The organism is Streptomyces sp. NBC_00028, from assembly GCF_045041065.1.
In the GTDB taxonomy this organism is placed as follows: domain Bacteria; phylum Actinomycetota; class Actinomycetes; order Streptomycetales; family Streptomycetaceae; genus Streptomyces.
The window spans coordinates 5,535,847-5,562,385 of sequence record NZ_CP108293.1; the positions used below are offsets into that span (position 1 = coordinate 5,535,847).

Annotated in this window: 1 protein-coding gene; it reads left to right on the plus strand. The window is 71.7% G+C overall.

From position 1 onward, the window contains the following. Positions 1–68 precede the first annotated feature (68 nt). On the plus strand, positions 69–26,534 hold the full coding sequence (locus OG885_RS24995; RefSeq protein WP_405742859.1) for a non-ribosomal peptide synthase/polyketide synthase: 26,466 nt from the start codon (positions 69–71) through the stop codon (positions 26,532–26,534). Positions 26,535–26,539 lie beyond the last annotated feature (5 nt).

Consider the following 26,539-nt stretch of genomic DNA (forward strand, 5'->3'; position numbering starts at 1 on the left):
CTGGGGTGTTGGCGGTGGAGGAGGGGGTGTTGCCGTCGGGGTTGGTGACGTTGGTGGTGGCGGGGGAGGTGTGTGCGCCGGGGTTGGTGGATCGGTGGTCGGTGGGTCGGCGGATGGTGAATGCGTATGGGCCGACTGAGGTGACGGTGTGTGCGGCGATGAGTTTGCCGTTGGAGCCGGGTGGGGTGAGTGCGGGTTCGGTTGGTGGTTCGGCTGGTGGTTCGGGTGTGGTGCCGGTGGGGCGTCCGTTGCGGAATGCTGGGGCGTTTGTGCTGGATGCGTTTTTGCAGCCGGTGCCGGTGGGTGTGCGGGGTGAGTTGTATGTGTCGGGGGTTGGGTTGGCGCGTGGTTATGCGGGGCGTGCTGGTCTGACGTCGGAGCGGTTTGTGGCGTGTCCGTTCGGTGAGGGTGGCGGGCGGATGTATCGCACGGGTGATGTGGTGCGGTGGCGTGTGGATGGGCAGTTGGAGTTTTTGGGGCGTGTGGATGAGCAGGTGAAGATCCGCGGGTTCCGGGTGGAGTTGGGTGAGGTCGAGGCTGTTCTTGCTGCTCATCCTGGGGTTGAGCAGGCGGTGGCGTTGGTCCGGGACGGCCGCCTCATCGCCTATGTCGTCGGCGACGCGGAGGGTGCGGAGCTGCGGACGTATGCCGGTACCCGGTTGCCGGAGTACATGGTGCCGTCGGTGGTCGTCGTCCTGGACGCCTTCCCGTTGACGGTGAACGGCAAGGTGGACCGGGCGGCATTGCCGGTGCCGGATCTGGGTGCGGGTGCCTCTCGCGCGCCGGCGACCCCGACGGAGGAGGCGCTTGCGGCGCTGTTCGCCGAGGTGCTGGACCTGGAGCGGGTCGGGGCGGAGGAGAGTTTCTTCGAGCTGGGCGGTGACTCGCTGCTGGTGATGCGGCTGATCGCCCGCATCCGCTCCGTGCTGGAGGTGTCGGTCGGGGTCCGTGAGGTGTTCGCCGAGCCGACCGTGGCCGGTGTGGCGCGGCTGGTCGAGGGCGCCGGGGCGTCGAGCGGCGTGGTGGTGCTGGGGCGTGAGGAGCGGCCGGAGCGGGTGCCGCTGTCGTTCGCCCAGCAGCGCATGTGGTTCCTCAACCGGATGGACGAGGCGGGTACTGAGGGTGCTGCCGCCTACAACATGCCCTTCGCCCTTCGGCTGTCGGGCCGGTTGGACGTGGCCGCGCTGGATGCGGCGTTGGGTGACGTCGCAGAACGTCACGAGAGTCTGCGGACGGTCTTCCCGGACGTGGAGGGCGTGCCGTACCAGGAGATCCGTGAGGGCGCCGAGGGGCGTCCGGTGCTCCAAATCCTCGAAGCCGGCGAGCGGTGGCGTGACGCCATGCAGGAGGAGGCCGAGCGCGGGTTCGATCTCGCGGTCGAGCTGCCGTGGCGGACCTCGCTGCTGAGGGTCTCGGAGGCGGAGTGGGTGCTGCTGCTCGTGGCCCACCACATCGCCACCGACGCCTGGTCGATGGGTGTGCTGGCGGGGGACCTTCAGGTTGCCTACGGTGCTCGGCTTTCCGGAGAGACCCCGGGCTGGGAGCCGCTCCCTGTCCAGTACGCGGATTACGCGCTGTGGCAGCGGCAGGTGTTGGGCGAGCTGGAGGACCCGGACAGTGCGGGGGCCGGTCAGGTCGCTTTCTGGCGGCGGGCGTTGGACGGCGTACCGCAGGAGACCGCGCTGCCGTTCGACCGTCCGCGAGGGGCGGTGCCGACGTTCCGTAGTGGGTCGGTACCGGTCGGGGTGGATGCGGACACGCATGCCCGGCTGGTGGAGCTGGCTGCCCGTGGTGGGGCGACGATGTTCATGGTCGTGCACGCGGCGCTGGCCGTGCTGCTGGCCCGGATGGGGGCCGGGGAGGACATCTGCGTCGGTACGCCGGTCGCCGGGCGGCCGGATGCGCAGCTGGAGGGGCTGGCAGGGTTCTTCGTCAACACGCTGGTCCTGCGTTCGGATGCTTCGGGGAATCCCACGTTCGGTGAGCTGCTGGCGCGGGTGCGTGAGGCTGATCTGTCGGCGTACGCGAACCAGGACGTGCCGTTCGAGCGGCTGGTGGATGAGCTGAACCCGGCACGGTCGGCGGCTCGTAATCCGCTGTTCCAGGTGATGCTGGCGCTTCAGAACGTGCCCGAGGCCCGGTGGGAGTTGGAGGGGCTGTGGGTGGAGCAGGTTCCGCCGGTGGAGGATCCGGCGGCCCGCTTCGACCTGTCGGTGGACCTCAGCGAGCAGTGGAATGACACCGGCGCTCCGGCCGGGCTGGGCGGGGGGATTCTCTACGCCGCGGATCTGTTCGATGAGGGGACGGTTCGTGGGCTGGCGGGCCGGTTGGTGCGGGTGCTGGAGCAGATCGCGGCCGATCCGGAAGTGCGGCTGAGCGATCTGGATCTGCTCGGTGAGTCCGAGCGGGCCCTGGTGGTGGGGGAGTGGAACTCCACGGGACAGGTGATTGAGCCGGGTTCGGTGGTGGAGCGGTTCCGGGCCAGTGTGGTCAGGGCGCCGGAGGCGGTGGCGCTGTGGTCCGGGGGGCGTGCGCTGTCGTACGCGGAGGTGGATGCGCGGTCGGACGCGCTCGCGCGTGGGTTGGTGGCGCGTGGGGTGCGGGCGGAGTCGCGGGTGGGGCTGTGCCTGCCGCGCGGTGCCGAGATGGTCGTCGCCATCCTGGCGGTGTGGAAGGCCGGTGGGGCATATGTGCCCCTGGACCCGGAGTACCCGTCGGATCGGCTGGCGTTCATGGTCGCCGACAGTGGTGCCGAGCTGGCGCTGGTCTCTGCGGAGACGGCCGGCCGCGTAGCCGAGGGTGTGCCGCTGGACGAGGTGGTGAGTGAGTCCGGTGTGCTGCCGGAGGTGGCCTCCGGTCAACTCGCCTACGTCATCTATACGTCGGGCTCCACCGGTCGTCCCAAGGGCGTCGCCGTCGCGCACGCCTCCGTGGCCAACCTCGCGTCCGTGATGCGTCCCGTTCTCGGCGTCGAACCCGGTGTCACCGCGTTGCAGTTCGCGTCGTACAGCTTCGACGCGGCGGTGCTCGATGTTGCGGTCACCCTCGCTGCTGGGGGCACCCTGGCGATCGCCTCGGCGGAGGAGCGGCTGGACCCGGCTGCCTTGGCGGCCATGGTGGAGGCGGCCGGGGTGACGGTCGCGAGTGTGGTGCCGTCGCTGCTGAGCGTGCTGGAGCCGGAGGCCGTGGCCGGGGTCGGGAACTGGGTCCTGGGCGCTGAGCGCCTGGAGGCCGGGCTGGCGGCGAAGTGGCGTGAGGACGCCCGGCTCTGGAACACGTACGGGCCGACCGAGGCGACCGTGATCACGACTGCCGTGCTGCTGGAGGAGGGCATCACGGGTGAGGACGCCCCACCGGCGATCGGTCGTCCTCTGGGCAATGTCCGTACCTACGTGCTGGACGCCTTCCTCCGCCCGGTCCCTGTGGGGGTGGCGGGTGAGCTGTACATCGCCGGAGACGGTCTGGCCCGGGGCTATGTCAACCGTCCTGACCTGACGGCGGAACGCTTCGTCGCCTGCCCGTTCGGTGAGGGTGGGCGGATGTATCGCTCCGGTGACCTGGCCCGCTGGACGGCCGATGGTCGGCTGGAGTTCGTGGGCCGTGCCGACGAGCAGGTGAAGATCCGTGGCTTCCGGGTCGAGCTCGGTGAGGTCGAGGCCGTCCTCGCCGCTCACCCGCAGGTCGAGCGGGCGGTGGCGGTCGTACGGGATGGCCGTCTGGTCGGCTACGTCGTCGGCGATGTGGACGAGGACGCTGTACGGGCTCATGCGGCGACGCGGCTGCCGGACTACATGGTCCCGGCTGCCGTGCTGGTGCTGGACGCGCTGCCGTTGACGGTGAACGGCAAGGTCGACCGGGCCGCCCTGCCGGCGCCGGAGCTGGGTGCGGGCGCTTCCCGTGGGCCGGTGACGGCGACGGAGGAGGCGCTGTGCGCGCTGTTCGCCGAGTTGCTCGGCGTGGAGAGCGTCGGGGCGGAGGAGAGTTTCTTCGAGCTGGGTGGTGATTCGCTGCTGGTGATGCGGCTGATCGCCCGGGTCAGGTCGGGGCTGGGGGTGTCGGTCGGGGTCCGTGAGGTGTTCGCGGAGCCGACGGTGGCGGGTGTCGCGCGGCTGGTCGAGGGAGCCGGGACGTCGGCGGATGTGGTGGTGGCGCTGGCGCGTCGGGAGCGGCCCGACCGGGTGCCGTTGTCGTTCGCCCAGCAGCGCATGTGGTTCCTCAACCACCTGGAAGAGGTTGGTGCTGAGGGTGCGGGCGCCGTTTACAACCTGCCGCTGGTGCTGCGTCTGAACGGGCGGCTGGACGCTGACGCGCTGGCCGCGGCGCTGGGCGACATCGCCGACCGCCACGAGAGTCTGCGGACGGTCTTCCCGGACATCGAGGGCGTGCCCTATCAGCGGGTGCTGGTGGGGGCGGACAGCCGTCCGGAGCTGGTGGTGGCCGAGGCCGGTGAACGGTGGCGCGAGCGTGTGCAGGCCGAGGTCGGGCGTGGCTTCGACGTCGGAGCCGAACTGCCCTGGCGGACCACGCTGTTGAAGGTCTCCGAGTCGGAGTGGGTACTGCTCCTGGTGGCCCACCACATCGCCACCGACGCCTGGTCGATGGGCGTGATAGCGGACGATCTGCGAGACGCCTATCGGGCCCGCCTCACCGGGGAGGCCCCGGGCTGGGAGCTGCTCCCTGTCCAGTACGCGGATTACGCGCTGTGGCAGCGCGAGGTGCTGGGTGAGCTGGAGGACCCGGACGGTGCGGGGGCCGGCCAGGTCGCCTTCTGGCGGCGGGCGTTGGAGGGGGCTCCGCAGGAGACGGCCCTTCCGTTCGACCGTCCGAGGGCGGCGGTGCCGACGTTCCGTAGTGGCTCGGTACCGGTGGACGTCGATGCGGAGACGCATGCCCGGTTGGTGGAGCTGGCGGCGCGGGGCGGGGCGACGATGTTCATGGTCGTGCACGCGGCGCTGGCGGTGTTGTTGGCCCGGATGGGGGCCGGGGAGGACATCTGCGTCGGTACTCCCGTCGCCGGGCGGCCGGATGCGCAGCTGGAGGGACTCGCCGGGTTCTTCGTCAACACGCTGGTCCTGCGGTCGGATGCTTCGGGGAATCCCACGTTCGGTGAGCTGCTGGCGCGGGTGCGTGAGGCCGATCTGTCGGCGTACGCGAACCAGGACGTGCCGTTCGAGCGGCTCGTCGAGGAGCTGAATCCGGCCCGTTCCGCGGCCCGTAATCCGCTGTTCCAGGTGATGCTGGCGCTCCAGAACGTGCCCGAGGCCCGGTGGGAGCTTGAGGGGCTGGCCGTCGAGCAGATCCCGCCGCAGATGGCCCCGGCCCGCTTCGACCTCTCCGTGGGGCTCAGCGAGCAGTGGTCCGGCCAGGGTGCCCCGGCCGGTCTGGATGGGGGGATTCTCTACGCCGCGGATCTGTTCGATGAGGGGACGGTTCGTGGGCTGGCGGGCCGGTTGGTGCGGGTGCTGGAGCAGGTTGCCGGCGATCCGGAGGTGCGGCTGAGCGACCTTGACCTGCTCGATGAGTCCGAGCGGGTGGCGGTCGTCGAGGAGTGGAACGTGACGGCTGAGGCGTTTGAGTCCGGCTTGGTGGTGGAGCGGTTCCGGGCCAGTGTGGTCAGGGCACCGGAGGCGGTCGCGCTGTGGTCCGGGGGGCGTGCGCAGTCGTATGCCGAGGTGGATGCGCGGTCGGATGCGCTCGCGCGTGGGCTGGTGGCGCGTGGGGTGCGGGCGGAGTCGCGGGTGGGGCTGTGCCTGCCGCGCGGGGCCGAGATGGTCGTCGCCATCTTGGGGGTGTGGAAGGCCGGTGGGGCGTATGTGCCCCTTGACCCGGAGTACCCCTCCGACCGGCTGGCGTACATGGTCGCCGACAGTGGTGCCGAGCTGGTGCTGGTCGCGGAGGAGACGGCCGACCGTGTAGCCGCGGGCGTGCTGCTGGACGAGGTGGTGAGTGACTCCGGTGTGCTGCCGGAGGTCGGCTCCGGTCAACTCGCCTACGTCATCTATACGTCGGGCTCGACCGGCCGTCCCAAGGGCGTCGCCGTCGCGCACGCCTCCGTGGCCAACCTGGCCTCGGCGATGCGTCCCGTCCTCGGCGTCGAACCCGGTGTCACGGCGTTGCAGTTCGCGTCGTTCAGCTTCGACGCGGCGGTGCTCGATGTTGCGGTCACGCTGGCCGGCGGCGGCACGTTGGCGATCGCCTCGTCCGAGGAGCGCCAGGATCTGACCGCCCTGGCGGCCATGGTGGAGGCGGCCGGGGTGACGGTCGCGAGTGTGGTGCCCTCGCTGCTGAGTGTGCTGGAGCCGGAGGCCGTGGCCGGGGTCGGGAACTGGGTCCTGGGTGCCGAGCGCCTGGAAGTCGGCCTGGCCGCCAAGTGGCGTACGGGAGCCCGGGTATGGAACACCTACGGCCCCACCGAAGCCACCGTGATCACCACCGCCGTGCTGCTGGAAGACGGCATCACGGGTGAGGACACCCCGCCCGCGATCGGTCGCCCCCTGGGTAACGCCCGTACGTATGTGCTCGACGCGTATCTGCGGCCTGTCCCTGTCGGTGTGACGGGTGAGCTGTACATCGCTGGGGACGGCTTGGCGCGTGGATACGTCAACCGCCCTGACCTGACGGCCGAACGGTTCGTCGCCTGCCCGTTCGGTGAGGGCGGTCGGATGTATCGCTCCGGGGACCTGGCTCGCTGGACGGCCGATGGTCAGTTGGAGTTCGTAGGCCGCGCCGACGAGCAGGTCAAGATCCGTGGCTTCCGGGTCGAGCTCGGTGAGGTCGAGGCCGTCCTCGCTGCTCACCCGCAGGTCGAGCGGGCGGTGGCGGTCGTACGGGATGGCCGTCTGGTGGGGTACGTCGTCGGAGACGCGGACGCCGAGAGCGTGCGGGCGTATGCGGCGACGCGGCTGCCGGAGTACATGGTGCCGTCGGTGGTGGTCGTACTCGACGCGTTCCCGTTGACCGTCAACGGCAAGGTCAACCGTGATGCCCTGCCGGTGCCGGACCTGGGTGCGGGTGCCTCTCGTGGGCCGGCGACTGCGACGGAGGAGGCGCTTGCGGCGCTGTTCGCCGAGGTGCTGGATCTGGAGCGGGTCGGGGCGGAGGAGAGCTTCTTCGAGCTGGGCGGTGACTCGCTGCTGGTGATGCGGCTGATCGCCCGGGTCCGCTCGGTGCTGGAGGTGTCGGTCGGGGTCCGTGAGGTGTTCGCGGAGCCGACCGTGGCCGGTGTGGCGCGGCTGGTCGAGGGTGCCGGGGCGTCGAGCGGCGTGGTGGTGCTGGGGCGTGAGGAGCGGCCGGAGCGGGTGCCGCTGTCGTTCGCCCAGCAGCGCATGTGGTTCCTCAACCGGATGGACGGGGAGGGCGCTGAGGGGGCCGCTGCCTACAACCTCCCGTTCGCCCTGCGGCTGACCGGCAGCCTGGATGTCCAGGTGTTGCAGGCGGCACTGTGGGATGTCGCCGATCGTCACGAGAGTCTGCGGACGGTCTTCCCGGACGTGGAGGGTGTGCCGTATCAGGAGATCCGTGAGGGCGCCGAGGGGCGGCCACAGCTCCAGGTCGTCGACGCCGGCGAGCGGTGGCGTGAGGTCATCCAGGGCGAGGCCGAGCGCGGGTTCGATCTCGCGGTCGAGCTGCCGTGGCGGACCTCGCTGCTGAGGGTCTCGGAGGCGGAGTGGGTGTTGCTGCTCGTGGCCCACCACATCGCCACCGACGCCTGGTCGATGGGTGTGCTGGCCGGTGATCTGCAGACGGCGTACCGGTCGCGGTTGAACGGCCAGGCGCCGGAGCGGGAGCAGCTTCCTGTCCAGTACGCGGATTACGCGCTGTGGCAGCGCGAGGTGCTGGGCGAGCTGGACGACCCGGACAGTGCCGCGTCGGCGCAGGTCGCCTTCTGGCGCCGGGAGTTGGACGGCGCACCGCAGGAGACGGTGCTCCCCTTCGATCGCCCGAGGGCGGCGGTGCCGTCCTTCCGCAGCGGGTCGGTGCCGATGGAGGTGGACGCGGAGACGCATGCCCGGCTGACGGAGCTGGCGGCGCGGGGCGGGGCAACCATGTTCATGGTCGTCCATGCCGCGCTCGCCGTGCTGCTGGCCCGGATGGGGGCCGGGGAGGACGTCTGCATCGGTACGCCGGTCGCCGGGCGGCCGGACGCACAGCTGGAGGAGCTGGCCGGCTTCTTCGTCAACACGCTCGTTCTGCGGTCGGATGCTTCCGGGAATCCCACGTTCGGTGAGCTGCTGGCACGCGTGCGGGAGGCCGATCTGTCGGCGTACGCGAACCAGGACGTGCCCTTCGAGCGGCTGGTGGATGAGCTGAACCCGGCACGGTCGGCGGCCCGTAATCCGCTGTTCCAGGTCCTGCTGGCGCTTCAGAACGTGCCCGAGGCCCTCTGGGATCTCGAAGGCCTGGCGGTCGAGCAGATCGCGCCGCTGGCGGATCCCCCGGCTCGCTTCGATCTCTCCCTCACGCTGAGCGAACGCAGGTCGGAGGACGGGGCAGCCGGTGGTCTGCGCGGCGGGATCCTCTTCGCGGCCGATCTCTTCGACGAGGGGACGGTTCGTGGGCTGGCCCGGCGTCTGGTGCGGGTGCTGGAGCAGGTTGCCGTCGATCCGCAGCTGCGGCTGAGCGCTGTGCAGGTGCTGGAAGCGGCGGAGAGGGCCACGGTCGTCGAGCAGTGGAACGGGCCCGTGAGCGAGGTCGAAGCCGCGACGGTGCTGGAGCTGTTCCGGGGGTGGGTGGCGCGAACGCCTGAGGCGGACGCCCTCTGCTCCGAGGACCGGACGCTGTCCTACGCCGAACTGGAGGCGCGTTCCGACGGGTTGGCGCGCGGGCTCGTGGCGCGTGGTGTGGGCCGGGAGTCCCGCGTGGGGCTGTGCATGCCGCGCGGGATGGACGCGATCGTCGCGGTCCTGGCGGTGTGGAAGGCCGGTGGGGCGTACGTCCCGCTGGACCCCCAGTATCCGTCGGACCGGCTGGCCTACATGGTCGCCGACAGCGACGCCGAGCTCGTCCTGGTCGCACCCGAGACCGCCGACCGGATGTCCGCCGGCGTGGAGACGGTCCTGCTCGACGAGCTGGACGGCGACTCGGACCGTGACGCGGACGGCGACTCGATCGAACTGCCCGACATCGTCCCTGATCAGCTCGCCTACATCATCTACACCTCGGGTTCGACGGGGCGGCCGAAGGGTGTGGTGGTGTCGCATGCGGGGTTGGTGAATCTGGCGGGTGCGCAGATTGAGCGGTTTGCGGTGGGTGTGGGTTCGCGGGTGTTGCAGTTTGCGTCGTTGAGTTTCGATGCGGCGGTGTCGGAGTTGTGCATGGCGTGGGGTGCGGGTGGGGTGTTGGTGGTTGCGGGGGTTGGGGGGTTGCCGCCGCGGGTGTCGTTGGGTGAGGCGTTGGTGCGGTCGGGTGCGTCGCATGTGACGGTGCCGCCTGGGGTGTTGGCGGTGGAGGAGGGGGTGTTGCCGTCGGGGTTGGTGACGTTGGTGGTGGCGGGGGAGGTGTGTGCGCCGGGGTTGGTGGATCGGTGGTCGGTGGGTCGGCGGATGGTGAATGCGTATGGGCCGACTGAGGTGACGGTGTGTGCGGCGATGAGTTTGCCGTTGGAGCCGGGTGGGGTGAGTGCGGGTTCGGTTGGTGGTTCGGCTGGTGGTTCGGGTGTGGTGCCGGTGGGGCGTCCGTTGCGGAATGCTGGGGCGTTTGTGCTGGATGCGTTTTTGCAGCCGGTGCCGGTGGGTGTGCGGGGTGAGTTGTATGTGTCGGGGGTTGGGTTGGCGCGTGGTTATGCGGGGCGTGCTGGTCTGACGTCGGAGCGGTTTGTGGCGTGTCCGTTCGGTGAGGGTGGCGGGCGGATGTATCGCACGGGTGATGTGGTGCGGTGGCGTGTGGATGGGCAGTTGGAGTTTTTGGGGCGTGTGGATGAGCAGGTGAAGATCCGCGGGTTCCGGGTGGAGTTGGGTGAGGTCGAGGCTGTTCTTGCTGCTCATCCTGGGGTTGAGCAGGCGGTGGCGTTGGTCCGGGACGGCCGCCTCATCAGCTACGCCGTAACTGGTGCGAGCGCCGACGTGGACGCGACCGCGCTGCGCGCCTTCGCTGCCGCGCGTGTGCCGGACTACCTGGTGCCGTCGGTCGTGGTCGTGCTCGACGCCTTCCCGTTGACGGTGAACGGCAAGGTGGACCGGGCGGCTTTGCCGGTGCCGGATCTGGGTGCGGGTGCCTCTCGCGCGCCGGCGACTGCGACGGAGGAGGCGCTTGCGGCGCTGTTCGCTGAGGTGCTGGATCTGGAGCGGGTCGGTGCGGAGGAGAGTTTCTTCGAGCTGGGTGGTGATTCGCTGCTGGTGATGCGGCTGATCGCCCGGGTCCGCTCGGTGCTGGAGGTGTCGGTCGGGGTCCGTGAGGTGTTCGCCGAGCCGACCGTGGCCGGTGTGGCGCGGCTGGTCGAGGGTGCCGGGGCGTCGAGTGGCGTGGTGGTGCTGGGGCGTGAGGAGCGGCCGGAGCGGGTGCCGCTGTCGTTCGCCCAGCAGCGGATGTGGTTCCTCAACCGGATGGACGAGGCCGGCGCCTCCGCCTACAACATGCCCTTCGCGTTGCGGCTGACCGGCAACCTCGACGTCGAGTCGCTCCAGGCCGCCTTGGGTGACATCGCCGACCGTCACGAGAGCCTGCGCACGGTCTTCCCGGACGTGGAGGGCGTGCCGTACCAGGAGATCCGCGAGGGCGTCGAGGGACGGCCCCGGCTCCAGGTCGTCGAGGCCGGTGAGCGGTGGCGTGAGGTGATGCAGGAGGAGGCCGGGCGGGGCTTCGACGTACGAAGCGAACTGCCGTGGCGCACCACGCTGTTGAGGATCTCGGCGACGGATTGGGTGCTGCTCCTGGTCGCTCATCACATCGCTACGGATGCCTGGTCGATGGGTGTGCTGGCGGGGGACCTTCAGGTTGCCTACGGCGCTCGGCTTTCCGGGGAGGCCCCGGGCTGGGAGCCGCTCCCTGTCCAGTACGCGGATTACGCACTGTGGCAGCGGGAGACGCTCGGCGAGTTGGACGACCCGTCGAGCCCCGGCGGGGGTCAGGTCGCCTTCTGGCGGCGGGCGTTGGACGGCGTGCCGCAGGAGACCGCGCTGCCGTTCGACCGTCCGCGAGGGGCGGTGCCGTCCTTCCGGAGTGGGTCGGTTCCGATGGAGGTGGACGCGGAGACGCATGCCCGGCTGGTGGAGCTGGCTGCCCGTGGTGGGGCGACGATGTTCATGGTCGTCCATGCCGCGCTGGCCGTGCTGCTGGCCCGGATGGGGGCCGGGGAGGACATCTGCGTAGGAACCCCGGTTGCCGGGCGTTCGGACGCACAGTTGGAGGACCTGGCGGGGCTGTTCGTCAACACGCTGGTCCTGCGGTCGGATGCTTCGGGGAATCCCACGTTCGGTGAGCTGCTGGCGCGGGTGCGTGAGGCTGATCTGTCGGCGTACGCGAACCAGGACGTGCCGTTCGAGCGGCTGGTGGATGAGCTGAACCCGGCTCGTTCGGCGGCCCGTAATCCGCTGTTCCAGGTGATGCTGGCGCTTCAGAACGTGCCCGAGGCCCGGTGGGAGTTGCAGGGGCTGGCGGTCGATGAGGTCCCGCAGACGGACGACCTCGTGGCTCGCTTCGATCTCTCCCTTTCGCTGAGCGAGCGCCGGTCGGATGGCGGGGACGCCGACGGTCTGCGGGGCGGGATCCTGTACGCGGCCGATCTCTTCGATGAGGAGACGGTTCGTGGGCTGGCGGGCCGGTTGGTGCGGGTGCTGGAGCAGGTTGCCGGCGATCCGGAGGTGCGGCTGAGCGATCTCGACCTGCTCGATGAGTCCGAGCGGGTGGCGGTCGTCGAGGAGTGGAACGCGACGGCTGAGGCGTTTGAGTCCGGCCTGGTGGTGGAGCGGTTCCGCGAGTGGGCCGCGCTGACCCCGACGGCGGTGGCGCTCCGCTCCCTCGGCCGCTCGCTGACGTACGCCGAGGTGGATGCGCGGTCGGATGCGCTCGCGCGTGGGCTGGTGGCGCGTGGGGTGCGGGCGGAGTCGCGGGTGGGGCTGTGCCTGCCGCGTGGTGCCGAGATGGTCGTGGCGATTCTCGCCGTGTGGAAGGCCGGTGGGGCCTACGTCCCGCTGGACCCCGAGTACCCGTCGGACCGGCTGGCGTACATGGTCGCCGACAGTGGTGCCGAGCTGATCCTGGTCTCTGCGGAGACAACCGACCGTGTAACCGGGGGCGTGCTGCTGGACGAGGTGGTGAGTGACTCCGGTGTGCTGCCGGAGGTCGGCTCCGGTCAACTCGCCTACGTCATCTATACGTCGGGCTCCACCGGCCGTCCCAAGGGCGTCGCCGTCGCGCACGCTTCCGTGGCCAACCTGGCCTCGGCGATGCGTCCCGTCCTCGGCGTCGAACCCGGTGTCACGGCGTTGCAGTTCGCGTCGTTCAGCTTCGACGCGGCGGTGCTCGATGTTGCGGTCACGCTGGCTGGCGGCGGCACGTTGGCGATCGCCTCGTCCGAAGAGCGGCTCGACCCCGCTGCCCTGGCAGCCATGGTGGAGGCGGCCGGGGTGAGCACGGTCAGCACGGTGCCCTCGCTCCTCGGCGTGCTGGAGCCGGATGCCGTTGCCGGGGTTGGCAACTGGGTCCTGGGCGCTGAGCGCCTGGAGGCCGGGCTGGCGGCGAAGTGGCGTGAAGGCGCCCGGCTCTGGAACACGTACGGGCCGACCGAGGCCACCGTGATCACCACCGCTGTTCTCCTGGAGGAGGGCATCACCGGGGCGGACGCCCCACCGGCGATCGGTCGCCCCTTGGGCAATGTCCGCACCTACGTCCTCGATGCCTTCCTCCGCCCTGTACCCGTCGGTGTGACGGGCGAGCTGTACATAGCCGGAGGCGGCCTCGCCCGCGGCTACATCAACCGCCCGGACCTGACGGCGGACCGCTTCATCGCCTGCCCCTTCGACGGGGACGGCGGCCGGATGTACCGCACTGGCGACCTGGCCCGCTGGACGGCCGACGGTCAGCTGGAGTTCGTGGGCCGCGCCGACGAGCAGGTCAAGATCCGTGGCTTCCGGGTCGAGCTCGGTGAGGTCGAGGCCGTCCTCGCCGCCCACCCGCAGATCGACCAGGCGGTGGCAGAGGTACGCGACGGACGTCTGATCGCCTACGCCGTCGGAGACACCGGCACCGGCACCGGCACCGGCACAGACACCGACGACCTCCGCGCCTTCGCCGCCACCCGTCTGCCCGACTACATGGTGCCGTCCGCCATCGTCCTGCTCGATGCGCTGCCACTGACCGTGAACGGCAAGATCAACCGCGCTGCTCTGCCCGCCCCGGACCTGGGCGCGAGTGGTGGTCGTGGGCCGGCGACCGCGACCGAGGAGGCGCTCGCGGCGCTGTTCGCCGAGGTGCTGGACCTCGAAGCGGAGGCGATCGGTGCGGAGGAGAGTTTCTTCGAGCTGGGCGGCGATTCGCTGCTGGTGATGCGGCTGATCGCCCGGATCCGTTCCGTGCTGGAGGTGTCGGTCGGGGTCCGTGAGGTGTTCGCCGAGCCGACCGTCGCCGGTGTCGCGCGGCTGGTGGAGAGCAGCGCAGCGTCGACAGGCGCGGTGATGCTGGCGCGGCGGGAGCGGCCCGAGCGCGTACCGCTGTCCTTCGCCCAGCAGCGCATGTGGTTCCTCAACCGCATGGACGAGTCCGGCGCGTCCGCCTACAACATGCCCTTCGCCCTGCGGCTGACCGGAACCGTCGACACCGAGGCCCTCCAGTCGGCCCTGTGGGACATCGCCGACCGGCACGAAACCCTGCGCACGGTCTTCCCGGACATCGAGGGAGTGCCGTACCAGGACATCCGCGAAGGCGCCGAAGGACGCCCCCGCCTCCAAGTGATCGAGGCCGGTGAGCGCTGGCGTGACGCCATGCGGGACGAGGCGGGACGTGGCTTCGATCTGTCGGCCGAACTGCCCTGGCGGACATCGCTGTTGAAGGTGACCGAGTCCGAGTGGGTGCTGCTCCTGGTCGCCCACCACATCGCCTCCGACGCCTGGTCGATGGGCGTGCTGGCCCGCGACCTCCAGGGTGCTTACCGCGCCCGTCTCGCAGGCCGGACCCCGGGATGGGAGCCCTTCCCCGTCCAGTACGCGGATTACGCGCTCTGGCAGCGCGAGGTACTGGGTGAGCTGGACGACCCGGACAGCGCCGGGGCGAGCCAGATCGCCCATTGGCGGGGGGAGTTGGAAGGCGCGCCGCAGGAGACGGCGCTGCCCTTCGACCGCCCGCGTCCGGCGACGCCGACGTTCCGCAGCGGGTCGGTACCGGTGGACGTCGATGCGGAGACGCATGCCCGATTGACGGAGCTGGCCGCGCAAGGCGGGGCGACGATGTTCATGGTCGTGCATGCCGCGCTGGCCGTGCTGCTGGCCCGGATGGGGGCGGGCGAGGACATCTGCGTCGGTACGCCGGTCGCCGGGCGTTCGGACGCACAGCTGGAGGACCTGGCCGGCTTCTTCGTCAACACCCTCGTACTGCGCTCGGACTTGGCGGGGGACCCGTCGTTCGCCGAGGTGCTGCGCAGGGTGCGTGAGACGGATCTGTCGGCGTACGCGAACCAGGACGTGCCCTTCGAGCGGCTCGTCGACGAGCTCAACCCGGCCCGTTCCGCCGCCCGCAACCCGCTGTTCCAGGTGATGCTGGCGCTCCAGAACGTGCCCGAGGCGCACTGGGACCTCGAAGGGCTCGCGGTCGAGCAGATCCCGCCGGCGGAAGACCCGCCGGCCCGCTTCGACCTTTCCCTGACGCTGAGCGAACTCCGCTCGGAGGGTGGCGCGGTCGACGGTCTGCGGGGCGCGATTCTCTACGCGGTCGATCTCTTCGACGAGGGGACGGTTCGTGGGCTGTCCGGGCGGCTGGTGCGGGTGCTGGAGCAGGTCGCCGGCGATCCGCAGCTGCGGCTGAGCGCCGTAGAGGTGCTGGAGGAGTCCGAGCGGGCGGCGGTCGTCGAGGGGTGGAATGCCACCCACCAGCAGGTGGACCCCTCGACCGTGGTGGAGCGGTTCCGGGCCAGTGTGGTCAGGGCGCCGGAGGCGGTGGCGCTGTGGTCGGAGGGGCGTGCGCTGTCGTACGCCGAGGTGGATGCGCGGTCGGACGCGCTCGCGCGTGGGCTGGTGGCGCGTGGGGTGCGGGCGGAGTCGCGGGTGGGGCTGTGCCTGCCGCGTGGTGCCGAGATGGTCGTCGCCATCCTGGCGGTGTGGAAGGCCGGTGGGGCGTATGTGCCCCTTGACCCGGAGTACCCGTCGGATCGGCTGGTGTTCATGGTCTCCGACAGTGACGCCGACCTCGTCCTGGTCGCACTCGAGACCGCCGACCGCCTGTCCGCGGAGGTCGACACCGTCCTGCTCGCCGATCTGGACGGCGACGGGACCGAGCTGCCGGATGTCACCGGCGTTCAACTGGCCTATGTCATCTATACGTCGGGCTCGACCGGCCGGCCCAAGGGCGTCGCCGTCGCCCATGCCTCCGTGGCCAACCTGGCCTCGGCGATGCGCCCCGTCCTCGGCGTCGAACCCGGCGTCACCGCCCTGCAGTTCGCGTCGTTCAGCTTCGACGCGGCGGTGCTGGACGTGGCCGTCACCCTCGCCACGGGCGGCACACTGGCGATCGCCTCGTCCGATGAGCGGCTGGACGATGCGGCACTGGCGCGCATGATCGAGGCGGTCGGGGTGAGCACGGCGAGCGTGGTGCCCTCGCTCCTCGGGGCGCTGGATCCAGGTGCGGTGTCCGGGATCGGGAACTGGGTTCTGGGTGCCGAGCGCCTGGAGGCGGGCCTGGCGGCGAAGTGGCGTGAAGGCGCCCGCGTCTGGAACACCTACGGCCCCACCGAGGCCACCGTCATCACGACCGCTGTTCTCTTGGAGGAGGGCATCACAGGGGAGGACGCCCCACCGGCGATCGGCCGGCCTCTGGGCAACGTCCGTACCTACGTGCTGGACGCCTTCCTCCGCCCGGTCCCTGTGGGTGTGACGGGTGAGCTGTACATCGCTGGGGACGGCTTGGCGCGTGGATACGTCAACCGCCCGGACCTGACGGCGGAACGGTTCGTCGCCTGCCCGTTCGGTGAGGGCGGTCGGATGTATCGCTCCGGCGACCTGGCCCGCTGGACGGCCGACGGTCAGCTGGCCTTCGTGGGCCGCGCCGACGAGCAGGTGAAGATCCGTGGCTTCCGGGTCGAGCTCGGTGAGGTCGAGGCCGTCCTCGCCGCTCACCCGCAGGTCGAGCGGGCGGTGGCCGTCGTACGGGACGGACGTCTGGTCGGGTACGTCGTCGGAGACGCGGACGCCGAGAACGTACGGGCGCATGCGGCGACCCGGCTGCCGGAGTACATGGTGCCGTCGGTCGTCGTCGTACTCGACGCGTTCCCGCTCACCGCCAACGGCAAGATCAACCGCGCTGCTCTGCCTGCCCCGGACCTGGGAGCGAGTGGTGGTCGTGGGCCGGCGACTGCGACGGAGGAGGCGCTCGCGGCGCTGTTCGCCGAGGTGCTGGACCTCGAAACGGAGGCGATCGGTGCGGAGGAGAGTTTCTTCGAGCTGGGCGGTGACTCGCTGCTGGTGATGCGGCTGATCGCCCGGATCCGCTCGGTGCTGGAGGTGTCGGTCGGGGTCCGTGAGGTGTTCGCCGAGCCGACGGTCGCCGGTGTCGCGCGGCTGGTGGAGAGCAGCGCGGCGTCGACAGGTGCGGTGATGCTGGCGCGGCGGGAGCGGCCCGAGCGGGTACCGCTGTCCTTCGCCCAGCAGCGCATGTGGTTCCTGAACCGGATGGACGAGTCCGGCGCGTCCGCCTACAACATGCCCTTCGCCCTGCGGCTGACCGGAACCGTAGACACCGAGGCCCTCCAGTCGGCCCTGTGGGACATCGCCGACCGCCACGAAACCCTGCGCACGGTCTTCCCGGACATCGAGGGAGTGCCGTACCAGGACATCCGCGAAGGCGCCGAAGGACGGCCGCAGTTGCGCATCGTCGAAGCCGGTGAGCGGTGGCGTGAGGTGATGCAGGAGGAGGCCGGGCGGGGCTTCGACGTCCGGAGCGAACTGCCGTGGCGGACCTCGCTGTTGAAGGTGAGCGAGTCGGAGTGGGTCCTGCTCCTGGTCGCCCACCACATCGCCACGGACGCCTGGTCGATGGGAGTGCTGGCCCGCGACCTCCAGAGCGCCTATCGCGCTCGTCTCGGCGGGGAGGCTCCGGGATGGGAGCCGCTCCCCGTGCAGTACGCGGATTACGCGCTGTGGCAGCGAGAGGTGCTGGGCGACTTGGACGACGACGGGGCCGGTACGGGTGCCGGGCAAGTGGAGTACTGGCGACGGGTGTTGGAAGGCGCGCCGCAGGAGACGGTGCTGCCGTTCGACCGTCCGCGTCCGGCGGCGCCGTCGATCCGCAGCGGGTCGGTACCGGTCGGAGTGGACGCGGAGACGCACGCCCGGCTGGTGGAGCTGGCCGCGCAGGGTGGGGCGACGATGTTCATGGTCGTCCATGCCGCGCTGGTGGTGCTGCTGGCCCGGATGGGGGCCGGGGAGGACGTCTGCGTCGGGACGCCGGTCGCCGGCCGGTCCGACGTACAGCTTGAGGAGTTGGCCGGGTTCTTCGTCAACACGCTCGTCCTGCGGTCCGATGCCTCCGGTGACCCCACCTTCGGTGACCTGCTGGCGCGCGTCCGGGAGACCGACCTGTCGGCGTACGCGAACCAGGACGTGCCGTTCGAGCGGCTCGTCGACGAGTTGGGTGTGGCGCGTTCCGCCGCTCGCAATCCGCTGTTCCAGGTGATGCTGGCGCTTCAGAACGTGCCCAAGGCGCAGTGGGACCTCGAAGGGCTGGCGGTCGAGGAGATACCGCCCGCGTCCGACCCGGCCGCACGCTTCGACCTTTCCGTGGCTCTGAACGAGTTCCACACCGCCGAGGGCGAGCCGGAGGGTATGCGCGGCGGCATCCTGTTCGCGGCCGACCTGTTCGACGAGGACACCGTCCGCCGGCTGGCCGAGCGGCTGGCGCGGGTGCTGGAGCAGGTCGCGGCCGATCCGCAGCTGCGGCTGAGCGCCGTGGAGGTGCTCGACGAGGCCGAGCGCACCACGGTCGTGACGGAGTGGAACGCCACGGCCCGCGACGCGGACGACGTCACCACGGTCGTGGAGCGGTTCCGCGAGTGGGCCGCGCTGACCCCGACGGCGGTGGCGCTCCGCTCCCTCGGCCGCTCGCTGACGTACGCCGAGGTGGATGCGCGGTCGGATGCGCTCGCGCGTGGGCTGGTGGCGCGTGGGGTGGGCCGGGAGTCCCGGGTGGGGCTTTGCCTGCCGCGCGGGGCGGAGATGGTCGTGGCGATTCTGGCGGTGTGGAAGGCCGGTGGGGCGTACGTCCCGCTGGACCCCGAGTACCCGTCGGACCGGCTGGCGTACATGGTCGCCGACAGTGGTGCCGAGCTGGTGCTGGTCGCGGAGGAGACGGCCGACCGGGTAGCCGAAGGTGTGCTGCTGGACGAGGTGGTGAGCGAGTCCGGTGTGCTGCCGGAGGTCGGCTCCGGTCAACTCGCCTACGTCATCTATACGTCCGGCTCGACCGGGCGCCCCAAGGGTGTCGCCGTCGCGCACGCCCCGGTGGCGAACCTGGCCTCGGCGATGCGCCCGGTACTGGGCGTCGAACCCGGCGTCACGGCGTTGCAGTTCGCCTCGTTCAGCTTCGACGCGTCCGTTCTGGACGTCGCGGTGACGCTGGCCGCGGGCGGTACGTTGACCATCGCCTCGGCCGAGGAGCGGCTGGACCCCGCCGCCCTGGCCGCCCTGGTGGAGACCTGCGGTGTCGAGGTCGCGAGCGTGGTTCCGTCGCTGCTCGGGGTGCTGGAGCCCGAGTCGGTCCACGGGATCGGCAACTGGGTGCTGGGTGCCGAGCGCCTTAAGGCCGGACTGGCCGCCAAGTGGCGGGCGCGGAGCCGGGTGTGGAACACCTACGGCCCGACCGAGGCCACCGTCATCACCACGGCGACGCTGCTGCCGAAGGGCCTCACCGCAGAGGACGCGCCGCCGTCGATCGGCCGCCCCCTGGAGAACGTCCGGACCCATGTCCTGGACGCCTATCTGCGACCCGTGCCGGTAGGGGTGCCCGGCGAGCTGTACATCGCCGGAGACGGTCTGGCCCGGGGTTATGTCAACCGCCCTGACCTGACGGCGGAACGCTTCGTCGCGTGCCCGTTCGATCAGGACGGCGGGCGGATGTACCGCACCGGTGATCTGGCCCGCTGGATGGCCGACGGGCGGCTGGAGTTCGTCGGGCGCGCCGACGAGCAGGTCAAGATCCGCGGCTTCCGGGTCGAGCTCGGCGAGGTGGAGGCCGCGCTGGCCGCCCACCCGGAGGTGAAGACGGCCATAGCGGTCGTCCGCGAGGAGCGGCTGGTCGGTTATGTGCTGCCCGTGGTGGGGCGGGAGCCGCGGGCCGACGCGGTACGGGAGTTCGCCGCCACCCGGCTGCCGGACTACATGGTGCCGTCCGCCGTCGTCCTGCTCGACGCGCTGCCGCTGACCGTGAACGGCAAGATCGACCGCGCTGCGCTGCCCGAGCCGGAGCGCGCGGCGGACGGCGGTCGTGCGCCGGCGACCCCGACCGAGGAGGCGCTCGCGGCGCTGTTCGCCGAGGTGCTGGACCTGGAACGGGTCGGCGCGGAGGAGAGCTTCTTCGAGCTGGGCGGTGACTCGCTGAAGGTGATGCGGCTGATCGCCCGCATCCGCTCGGTGCTGGAGGTGTCCGTCGGGGTCCGTGAGGTGTTCGCGGAGCCGACCGTGGCCGGTGTCGCGCGGCTCGTCGAGACCGCCGGGGCGTCGGCGGGCGTGGTGCTGGCGCGGCGGGAGCGGCCGGAACGGGTGCCGTTGTCCTTCGCCCAGCAGCGCATGTGGTTCCTCAACCGCATCGAGGGGACCGAGAGCGACGGGGCGGGGGCGTCCGCCTACAACCTCCCCTTTGCGCTGCGGCTGACCGGCACCGTCGACACCGAGGCCCTGCGCTCGGCGCTGGCGGACATCGCCGACCGGCACGAGAGTCTGCGGACGGTGTTCCCGGACGTGGAGGGCGTGCCGTACCAGGAGATCCGTGAGGGTGCCGAGGGGCGGCCTGTGCTCCAGGTCGTCGAGGCCGGTGAGCGGTGGCACGAGCTCATGCAGGACGAGATCGGGCGTGGCTTCGACGTCCGGGTCGACCTGCCCTGGCGGGCCTCGCTGCTGAGGATCTCGGAGACGGAGTGGGGCCTGCTGCTGGTGGCCCACCACATCGCCTCCGACGGCTGGTCGATGGGGGTGCTGGCCAACGACCTCCAGGCCGCCTACCGCGCCCGCCTCGCGGGCCGGGCGCCGGAGTGGGAGCCGCTGCCGGTGCAGTACGCGGATTACGCGCTGTGGCAGCGGGAGACGCTGGGCGAGCTGGACGACCCGGACAGTGCGGGGGCGAGCCAGATCGCCTACTGGCGGGGGGTGTTGGAGGGGGCGCCGCAGGAGACGGTGCTGCCCTTCGACCGCCCCCGTCCGGCGATGCCCTCGTTCCGCAGCGGGCAGGTGCCGGTACGGGTGGACGCGGAGACGCATGCCCGGCTGGTGGAGTTGGCGGCGCGGGGCGGGGCGACGATGTTCATGGTCGTCCATGCCGCGCTGGTGGTGCTGCTGGCCCGGATGGGGGCCGGGGAGGACGTCTGCGTCGGTACGCCGGTCGCGGGCCGGTCGGACGTGCAGTTGGAGGGGCTGGCCGGGTTCTTCGTCAACACGCTCGTGCTCCGTTCCGATGCCTCGGGTGACCCGGCCTTCGGTGACCTGCTGGCGCGCGTCCGGGAGACCGACCTGTCGGCGTACGCGTACCAGGACGTGCCCTTCGACAAGCTCGTCGACGAGCTCAACCCGCCCCGGTCGGCGGCCCGCAGCCCCCTGTTCCAGGTGATGCTGGCGCTCCAGAACGTGCCCGAGGCGCAGTGGGACCTGGAAGGGCTGGCGGTCGAGCAGGTCCCGCCGGCGGAGGACCCCGCGGCCCGCTTCGACCTCTCGTTCTCCCTGGGGGAGCGGTGGTCCGGGCAGGGCGTGCCCGTCGGGATGGGCGGCGGGATCCTCTACGCGGCCGATCTCTTCGACGAGGAGACCGTCCGTCGGCTGGCCGGGCGGCTGGTGCGGGTCCTTGAGCAGGTCGCGGCCGATCCGCAGCTGCGGCTGAGCGCCGTGGAGGTGCTGGAGGAATCCGAGCGGGCGGCGGTCGTGGCGGAGTGGAACGCCACGGCGAGCGAGGCCGCCACCTCGACCGTCCTTGAGGGCTTCCGGGAACGGGTGGCCGAGGCACCGGGGGCGGTCGCGCTGTGGTCCGAGGGGCGTGCGCTGTCGTACGCCGAGGTGGATGCGCGGTCGGACGCGCTCGCGCGTGGGCTGGTGGCGCGTGGGGTGCGGGCGGAGTCGCGGGTGGGGCTGTGCCTGCCGCGCGGTGCCGAGATGGTCGTGGCGATTCTCGCGGTGTGGAAGGCCGGTGGGGCGTACGTTCCGCTGGACCCGGAGTACCCGTCCGAGCGACTGGTGTTCATGGCCGCGGACAGCGACGCCGAGCTGGTGCTGGTGACGGCCGAGACCGCCGACCGCCTGTCCGCGGAGGTCGACGCCGTCCTGCTCGATGAGCTGGAGAGTGACTCCGGTGTGCTGCCGGAGGTGGGGTCCGAGCAACTCGCCTACGTCATCTATACGTCGGGGTCGACGGGGCGGCCGAAGGGTGTGGCCGTCGCGCATGCCTCCGTGGCCAACCTGGCCTCGGCGATGCGTCCCGTCCTCGGCGTCGAGCCCGGCGTCACGGCGTTGCAGTTCGCGTCGTTCAGCTTCGACGCGGCGGTGCTGGACGTGGCGGTCACGTTGGCCGCCGGGGGCACGCTGGCGATCGCCTCGTCCGATGAGCGGCTGGACGGTGCGGCGCTCGCGCGGATGATCGAGGCGGCCGGGGTGAGCACGGCGAGCGTGGTGCCCTCGCTGCTGAGGGCGCTGGAGCCGGGTGCGGTGTCCGGGATCGGCAACTGGGTCCTGGGTGCCGAGCGTCTGGAGGCCGGGCTGGCGGCGAAGTGGCGTGAAGGCGCCCGGCTCTGGAACACGTACGGGCCGACCGAGGCGACCGTGATCACGACCGCGGTGCTGCTGGAGGAGGGCATCACGGGTGAGGACGCTCCACCGGCGATCGGTCGTCCGCTGGGCAATGTCCGCACCTATGTACTCGACGGGAAGCTGCGCCCTGTTCCTGTCGGGGTGACGGGTGAGCTGTACATCGCCGGTGCGGGTCTGGCGCGTGGGTATGTGAACCGCCCCGACCTGACGGCGGAACGCTTCGTCGCCTGCCCGTTCGATCAGGACGGCGGGCGGATGTACCGGAGCGGTGACCTGGCCCGCTGGACGGTGGACGGCCGGCTGGAGTTCGTGGGCCGGGCCGACGAGCAGGTGAAGATCCGTGGGTTCCGGGTGGAGCTGGGCGAGGTCGAGGCTGTTCTCGACGGCCACCCCGATGTGAGGACGGCGGTGGCGATGGTCCGTGAGGACCGCCCGGGCCATCCGCGCCTCGTCGGTTACGTCCTTCCGCGCGACTCCTCGGCCGGGCCCCTGGAGGCCGGCGGCCTGCGGGAGTTCGCGGCGACCCGGCTCCCGGACTACATGGTCCCGTCGGCCGTCGTGGTCCTTGACGCGCTGCCCCTGACGGTCAACGGCAAGATCGACCGGGCCGCCCTGCCCGTCCCCGACCCGGAGAGCGACGGCTCGGGGCTCCTGCCCCGGAACGGCACCGAGGCGCTGCTGTGCACCCTGTTCGCCTCGGTGCTGGGCGTCGACCGGGTGGCCGCCGACGGCAACTTCTTCGATCTGGGCGGCAATTCGGCACTGGCGATGCATCTCGCGGGCCGGGTCCGGTCGGAGACCGGCGCCGAGCTGAACCTGAAGCAGTTCTTCGGTGATCCGACGCCGATCGGCGCCGCGCGCATCCTGGGCACGAAGTCGCGTCCCTCGCTGCTCCCGGTCGAGCACGAGGGCGGTGAGGCACCGGCGACGGCCGGACAGCGGTTCCTCTGGCGGCGCGCCGCGGCCGACCCGGGCACCCGGGCCCTCCAGTCGTCCGTCGCCCTGCGGCTGCGCGGGGAACTCGACCGTGACGCGCTGCGGGCGGCGCTCGCGGACGTGGCCGAACGGCACGACATCCTGCGGACGGTGTTCGCCGAGACCCCGGACGGCGGGCTGGTCCAGCGGATCCTGGACGCCGACGACCCCGCCGTACGCCCGGATCTTCCGGTCGTCGCGGCGACCGAGCGGGAGCTTCCCGCCGTGCTGGCCGCCGGTGCGGCCCGGCACTTCGATCTCGGGCGGGAAACCCCTTGGGCGCACACGCTGTTCGCGCTCTCCGAAACCGACCATGTGCTGCTTGTCGTACTGCATCGGATCGGTGGCGACGACGCGTCCCGGGACGCCCTCGTGCGCGATGTCTCCGTGGCGTACGGCGCGCGCTGGGAGGGCCGGGCGCCGGAGCGGGCTCCGCTGCCGCTCCAGTTCGCCGACTACGCGGTGTGGGAGAGCAGGCTGCTGGCGGGCGCGGAGCCGGAGGGGGAACCGGAGGGCTCGTCGGCCGAGAGCGTTGCCGGTGATCAGCTCGCTTACTGGAAGGAAGTGCTGGCGGACGCGCCGTCCGCGATCACGCTTCCCGTGGACCGGCCCCGCTCCGAGCGGCCGAGTCGGCGGACCGGGGCGGTGCCGCTGCGCGTGCCGGCGCCGGTGCATGTCCGGCTGATGGAGACGGCCCAGCCGCTCGGTGTGACCTCGGTCGCCGTCGTGCACGCCGGGCTGGCGATGCTGCTCGCCCGGATGGGGGCCGGTACCGATCTGGTGCTGGGCGCGGTGGCGCCGCGGCCGACGGGCGAGGGGGAACTGGAGGCCGTGGTGGGCCCGTTCGCCGGGCTGCTGCCGCTGCGCACCGATGTCTCGGGCGACCCGACGTTCCGGGAGATGCTGGGCCGGGTCCGGGAGACCACCGAGGAGGCGGAGCGGTCCGGGGACGTTCCGTTCGCGCGGATCGCCGAGGCCCTCGGGGTCGCGGACGCGGCACCGGGTGACCCGCATCCGCTCGTCCAGGTCGCCCTGGACGTCCGGGACGACACCGCGGCGAAGTGGGACGAGCCCGCGGTCCCCGGCCTCGACGCCTCGCTCGTCGGTCTCGGCGCCCTGGCGTCCGGGTTCGATCTGACGGTACGGCTGACCGACCGGCACCGGGACGACGGCGGGCCCGACGGCCTCGACGGCACCCTGGACTACGCCGAGGAACTGTTCGACCGGGCCACCGCCGTCGGTCTCACGCGGCGTCTGCTGCGTCTCCTCGGGCAGGTGGCGGCCGAGCCGGAACTGAGGCTCAGCCAGATCGACATCCTGCTCGGCGAGTCCGAGCGCCGGCAGCTGACCGAGGACTGGAACCGCGGCGCGGCCAAGGTCCCCGACGGCACCCTGCTGGCGGCGCTCGCCGAGGAGGCGGCCCGCGATCCGCGCGCGGTGGCCGTCCAGGACCGGTACGGCTCCCTCAGCCGCCGGGCCCTGGACCGGGCCTCCGCGTGGCTCGCCGCCGGGCTGGACCGGCACGGGGTGGGCGCGGGCGACGTCGTGGTGGTGGCGGTACGGCCCGGCACCGACTGGGCGGTCGCCGTGCTCGGTGTCCTCCGGGCCGGCGCCACCTGCCTGATCGCCGAGGCGGACGACCCCGCGGGGGCGTTGGCGGCGGCTGCCGGGCTGGGCTGCGCCCGGGTGGCCGCGGTCGTGCTGTCGTCGGGCGGCGGAAAGGCTCCCGGGGCGGCGACGGTGCCCGTTGTGCGGGTGGCGGACGCGATCCGGGCCGGGGGCAGGCGGCTGCGCCGTCCCCCCGTCCTGCCGGACCCGCTGCCGTCCCAGCCGGCGGTGCTGCTTCCCGGGGAGACCCCGGACGGCACGCTCGTGGGCGAGCTGGTGGACCACCGGTCCCTGCTCGGCCGGGTGATCGACCGCCGGGCGACCTCCCCGTCGACGGAGTCGACGGCCACCCCGGTCAGCCTCAGCACCGACACCCCGACCACCGACCTCCTCACCGGCCTGCTGGCCGCGCTGAGCGGGGGGCGTACGGTCGCGATGGAGGGCGCCGCGATGCCTGCGGAGGCGCAACTGAACGGCGGGGCGGCCCCGGTGGATCGGGAGTCGGCTCCGGTGGACGGTGAGTCGGCCACGGTGGGCGTCGAGTTGGCCCCGGCGGACGGTGAGCCCGTCCCCACAGGCCTTGCGCCGAGCCGACACCACCGCCGCTTGGCGCAGCCGCACCGCACCCTTGCTGCCCCGGCCTCCGCCTCGACCACCGTCCTTGCGCCACTCTCCCTCCCCCGTACCGCCCGCGCCTACGTGCTCGACGAGTGGCTGCGGCCGGTGCCGGTCGGTGTGGCGGGGGATCTGTATGTGGCGGGGCCGTCGCTGGCCCGGGCCTATGCCGGGGCGCCGGCCCGCACCGCGGGGAGCCTGGTCGCCGATCCCTTCGGGCGCGGTGGTGATCTGATGCTGCGTACCGGGCGGCGTGCCGCGTGGACCTCGGACGGGCTGGTGCAGCCGCGCGCGGCGCTGGACGCCGGTGCCGGTCTGACGGCGCCGCGGCGGGCCGGGCGGCGGCGGGACGACCTCGACGCGCTGCTGTCGTTGCAGAGCGGCGGATCTCGTACGCCGCTGTTCTGCCTGCACCACAGCACGGGGCTGGCCTGGTCCTACGCCGCGCTGCTGCGCCATCTGCCGCAGGATCTGCCGGTCTACGGCCTCCAGACGCCCGGGTTCACCGACCGCAGGGCGATGCCGGGCAGTGTGCCGGAGCTGGTGGCCGACTACGTCGACCGGATCCGCTCGGTGCAGCCCGAGGGGCCGTACCAGCTGCTCGGCTGGTCCTTCGGCGCGGTGCTGGCCCAGGCCATCGCCGCGGAGCTGGAGGAGCGGGGCGAGGAGGTCACGCTGCTGGCGCTGCTGGACGGGTTCCCCGGCGGTCACCACCGCAGGGACGAGGACGGTCCCCGGCAGGACGGCGACGGTGACGGCCATGCCGACGGTGGCGGTGGCGCCGGCGGCGTGGACGGGACCCGTGTCCGGATCGACGGCGCGGCGGACCAGGAGGGCCGGGCCCTGCTCGACGGGCCGGGGGCGGCGAGCCCGCCGGCCGACTCGTTCACGGTCAACGTGGAGGAGACGAAGGAGCACATGATCCGGCTGGCGCAGAGCCACACCCCCCGGCGGTTCGGCGGTGGCGCGCTGCTGTTCCTGGCCACCGAGGGCGACCTCGCCCAGATGTCGCTCGCCGCGGCACGCACCACCTGGGAGCAGTACATCGCCGCGCCCATCGAGGGGTTCGAGATCGCCGCCGACCACGTCGGGATGCTCCGGGGCACGCACGCCGAGGCCATCGGCCGGGAGGTCGCCCGGCGCCTGGCGACCCCCGCACCCACGTCGGACCACAAGCCCGTGTCAGAGAGGTAGGACTC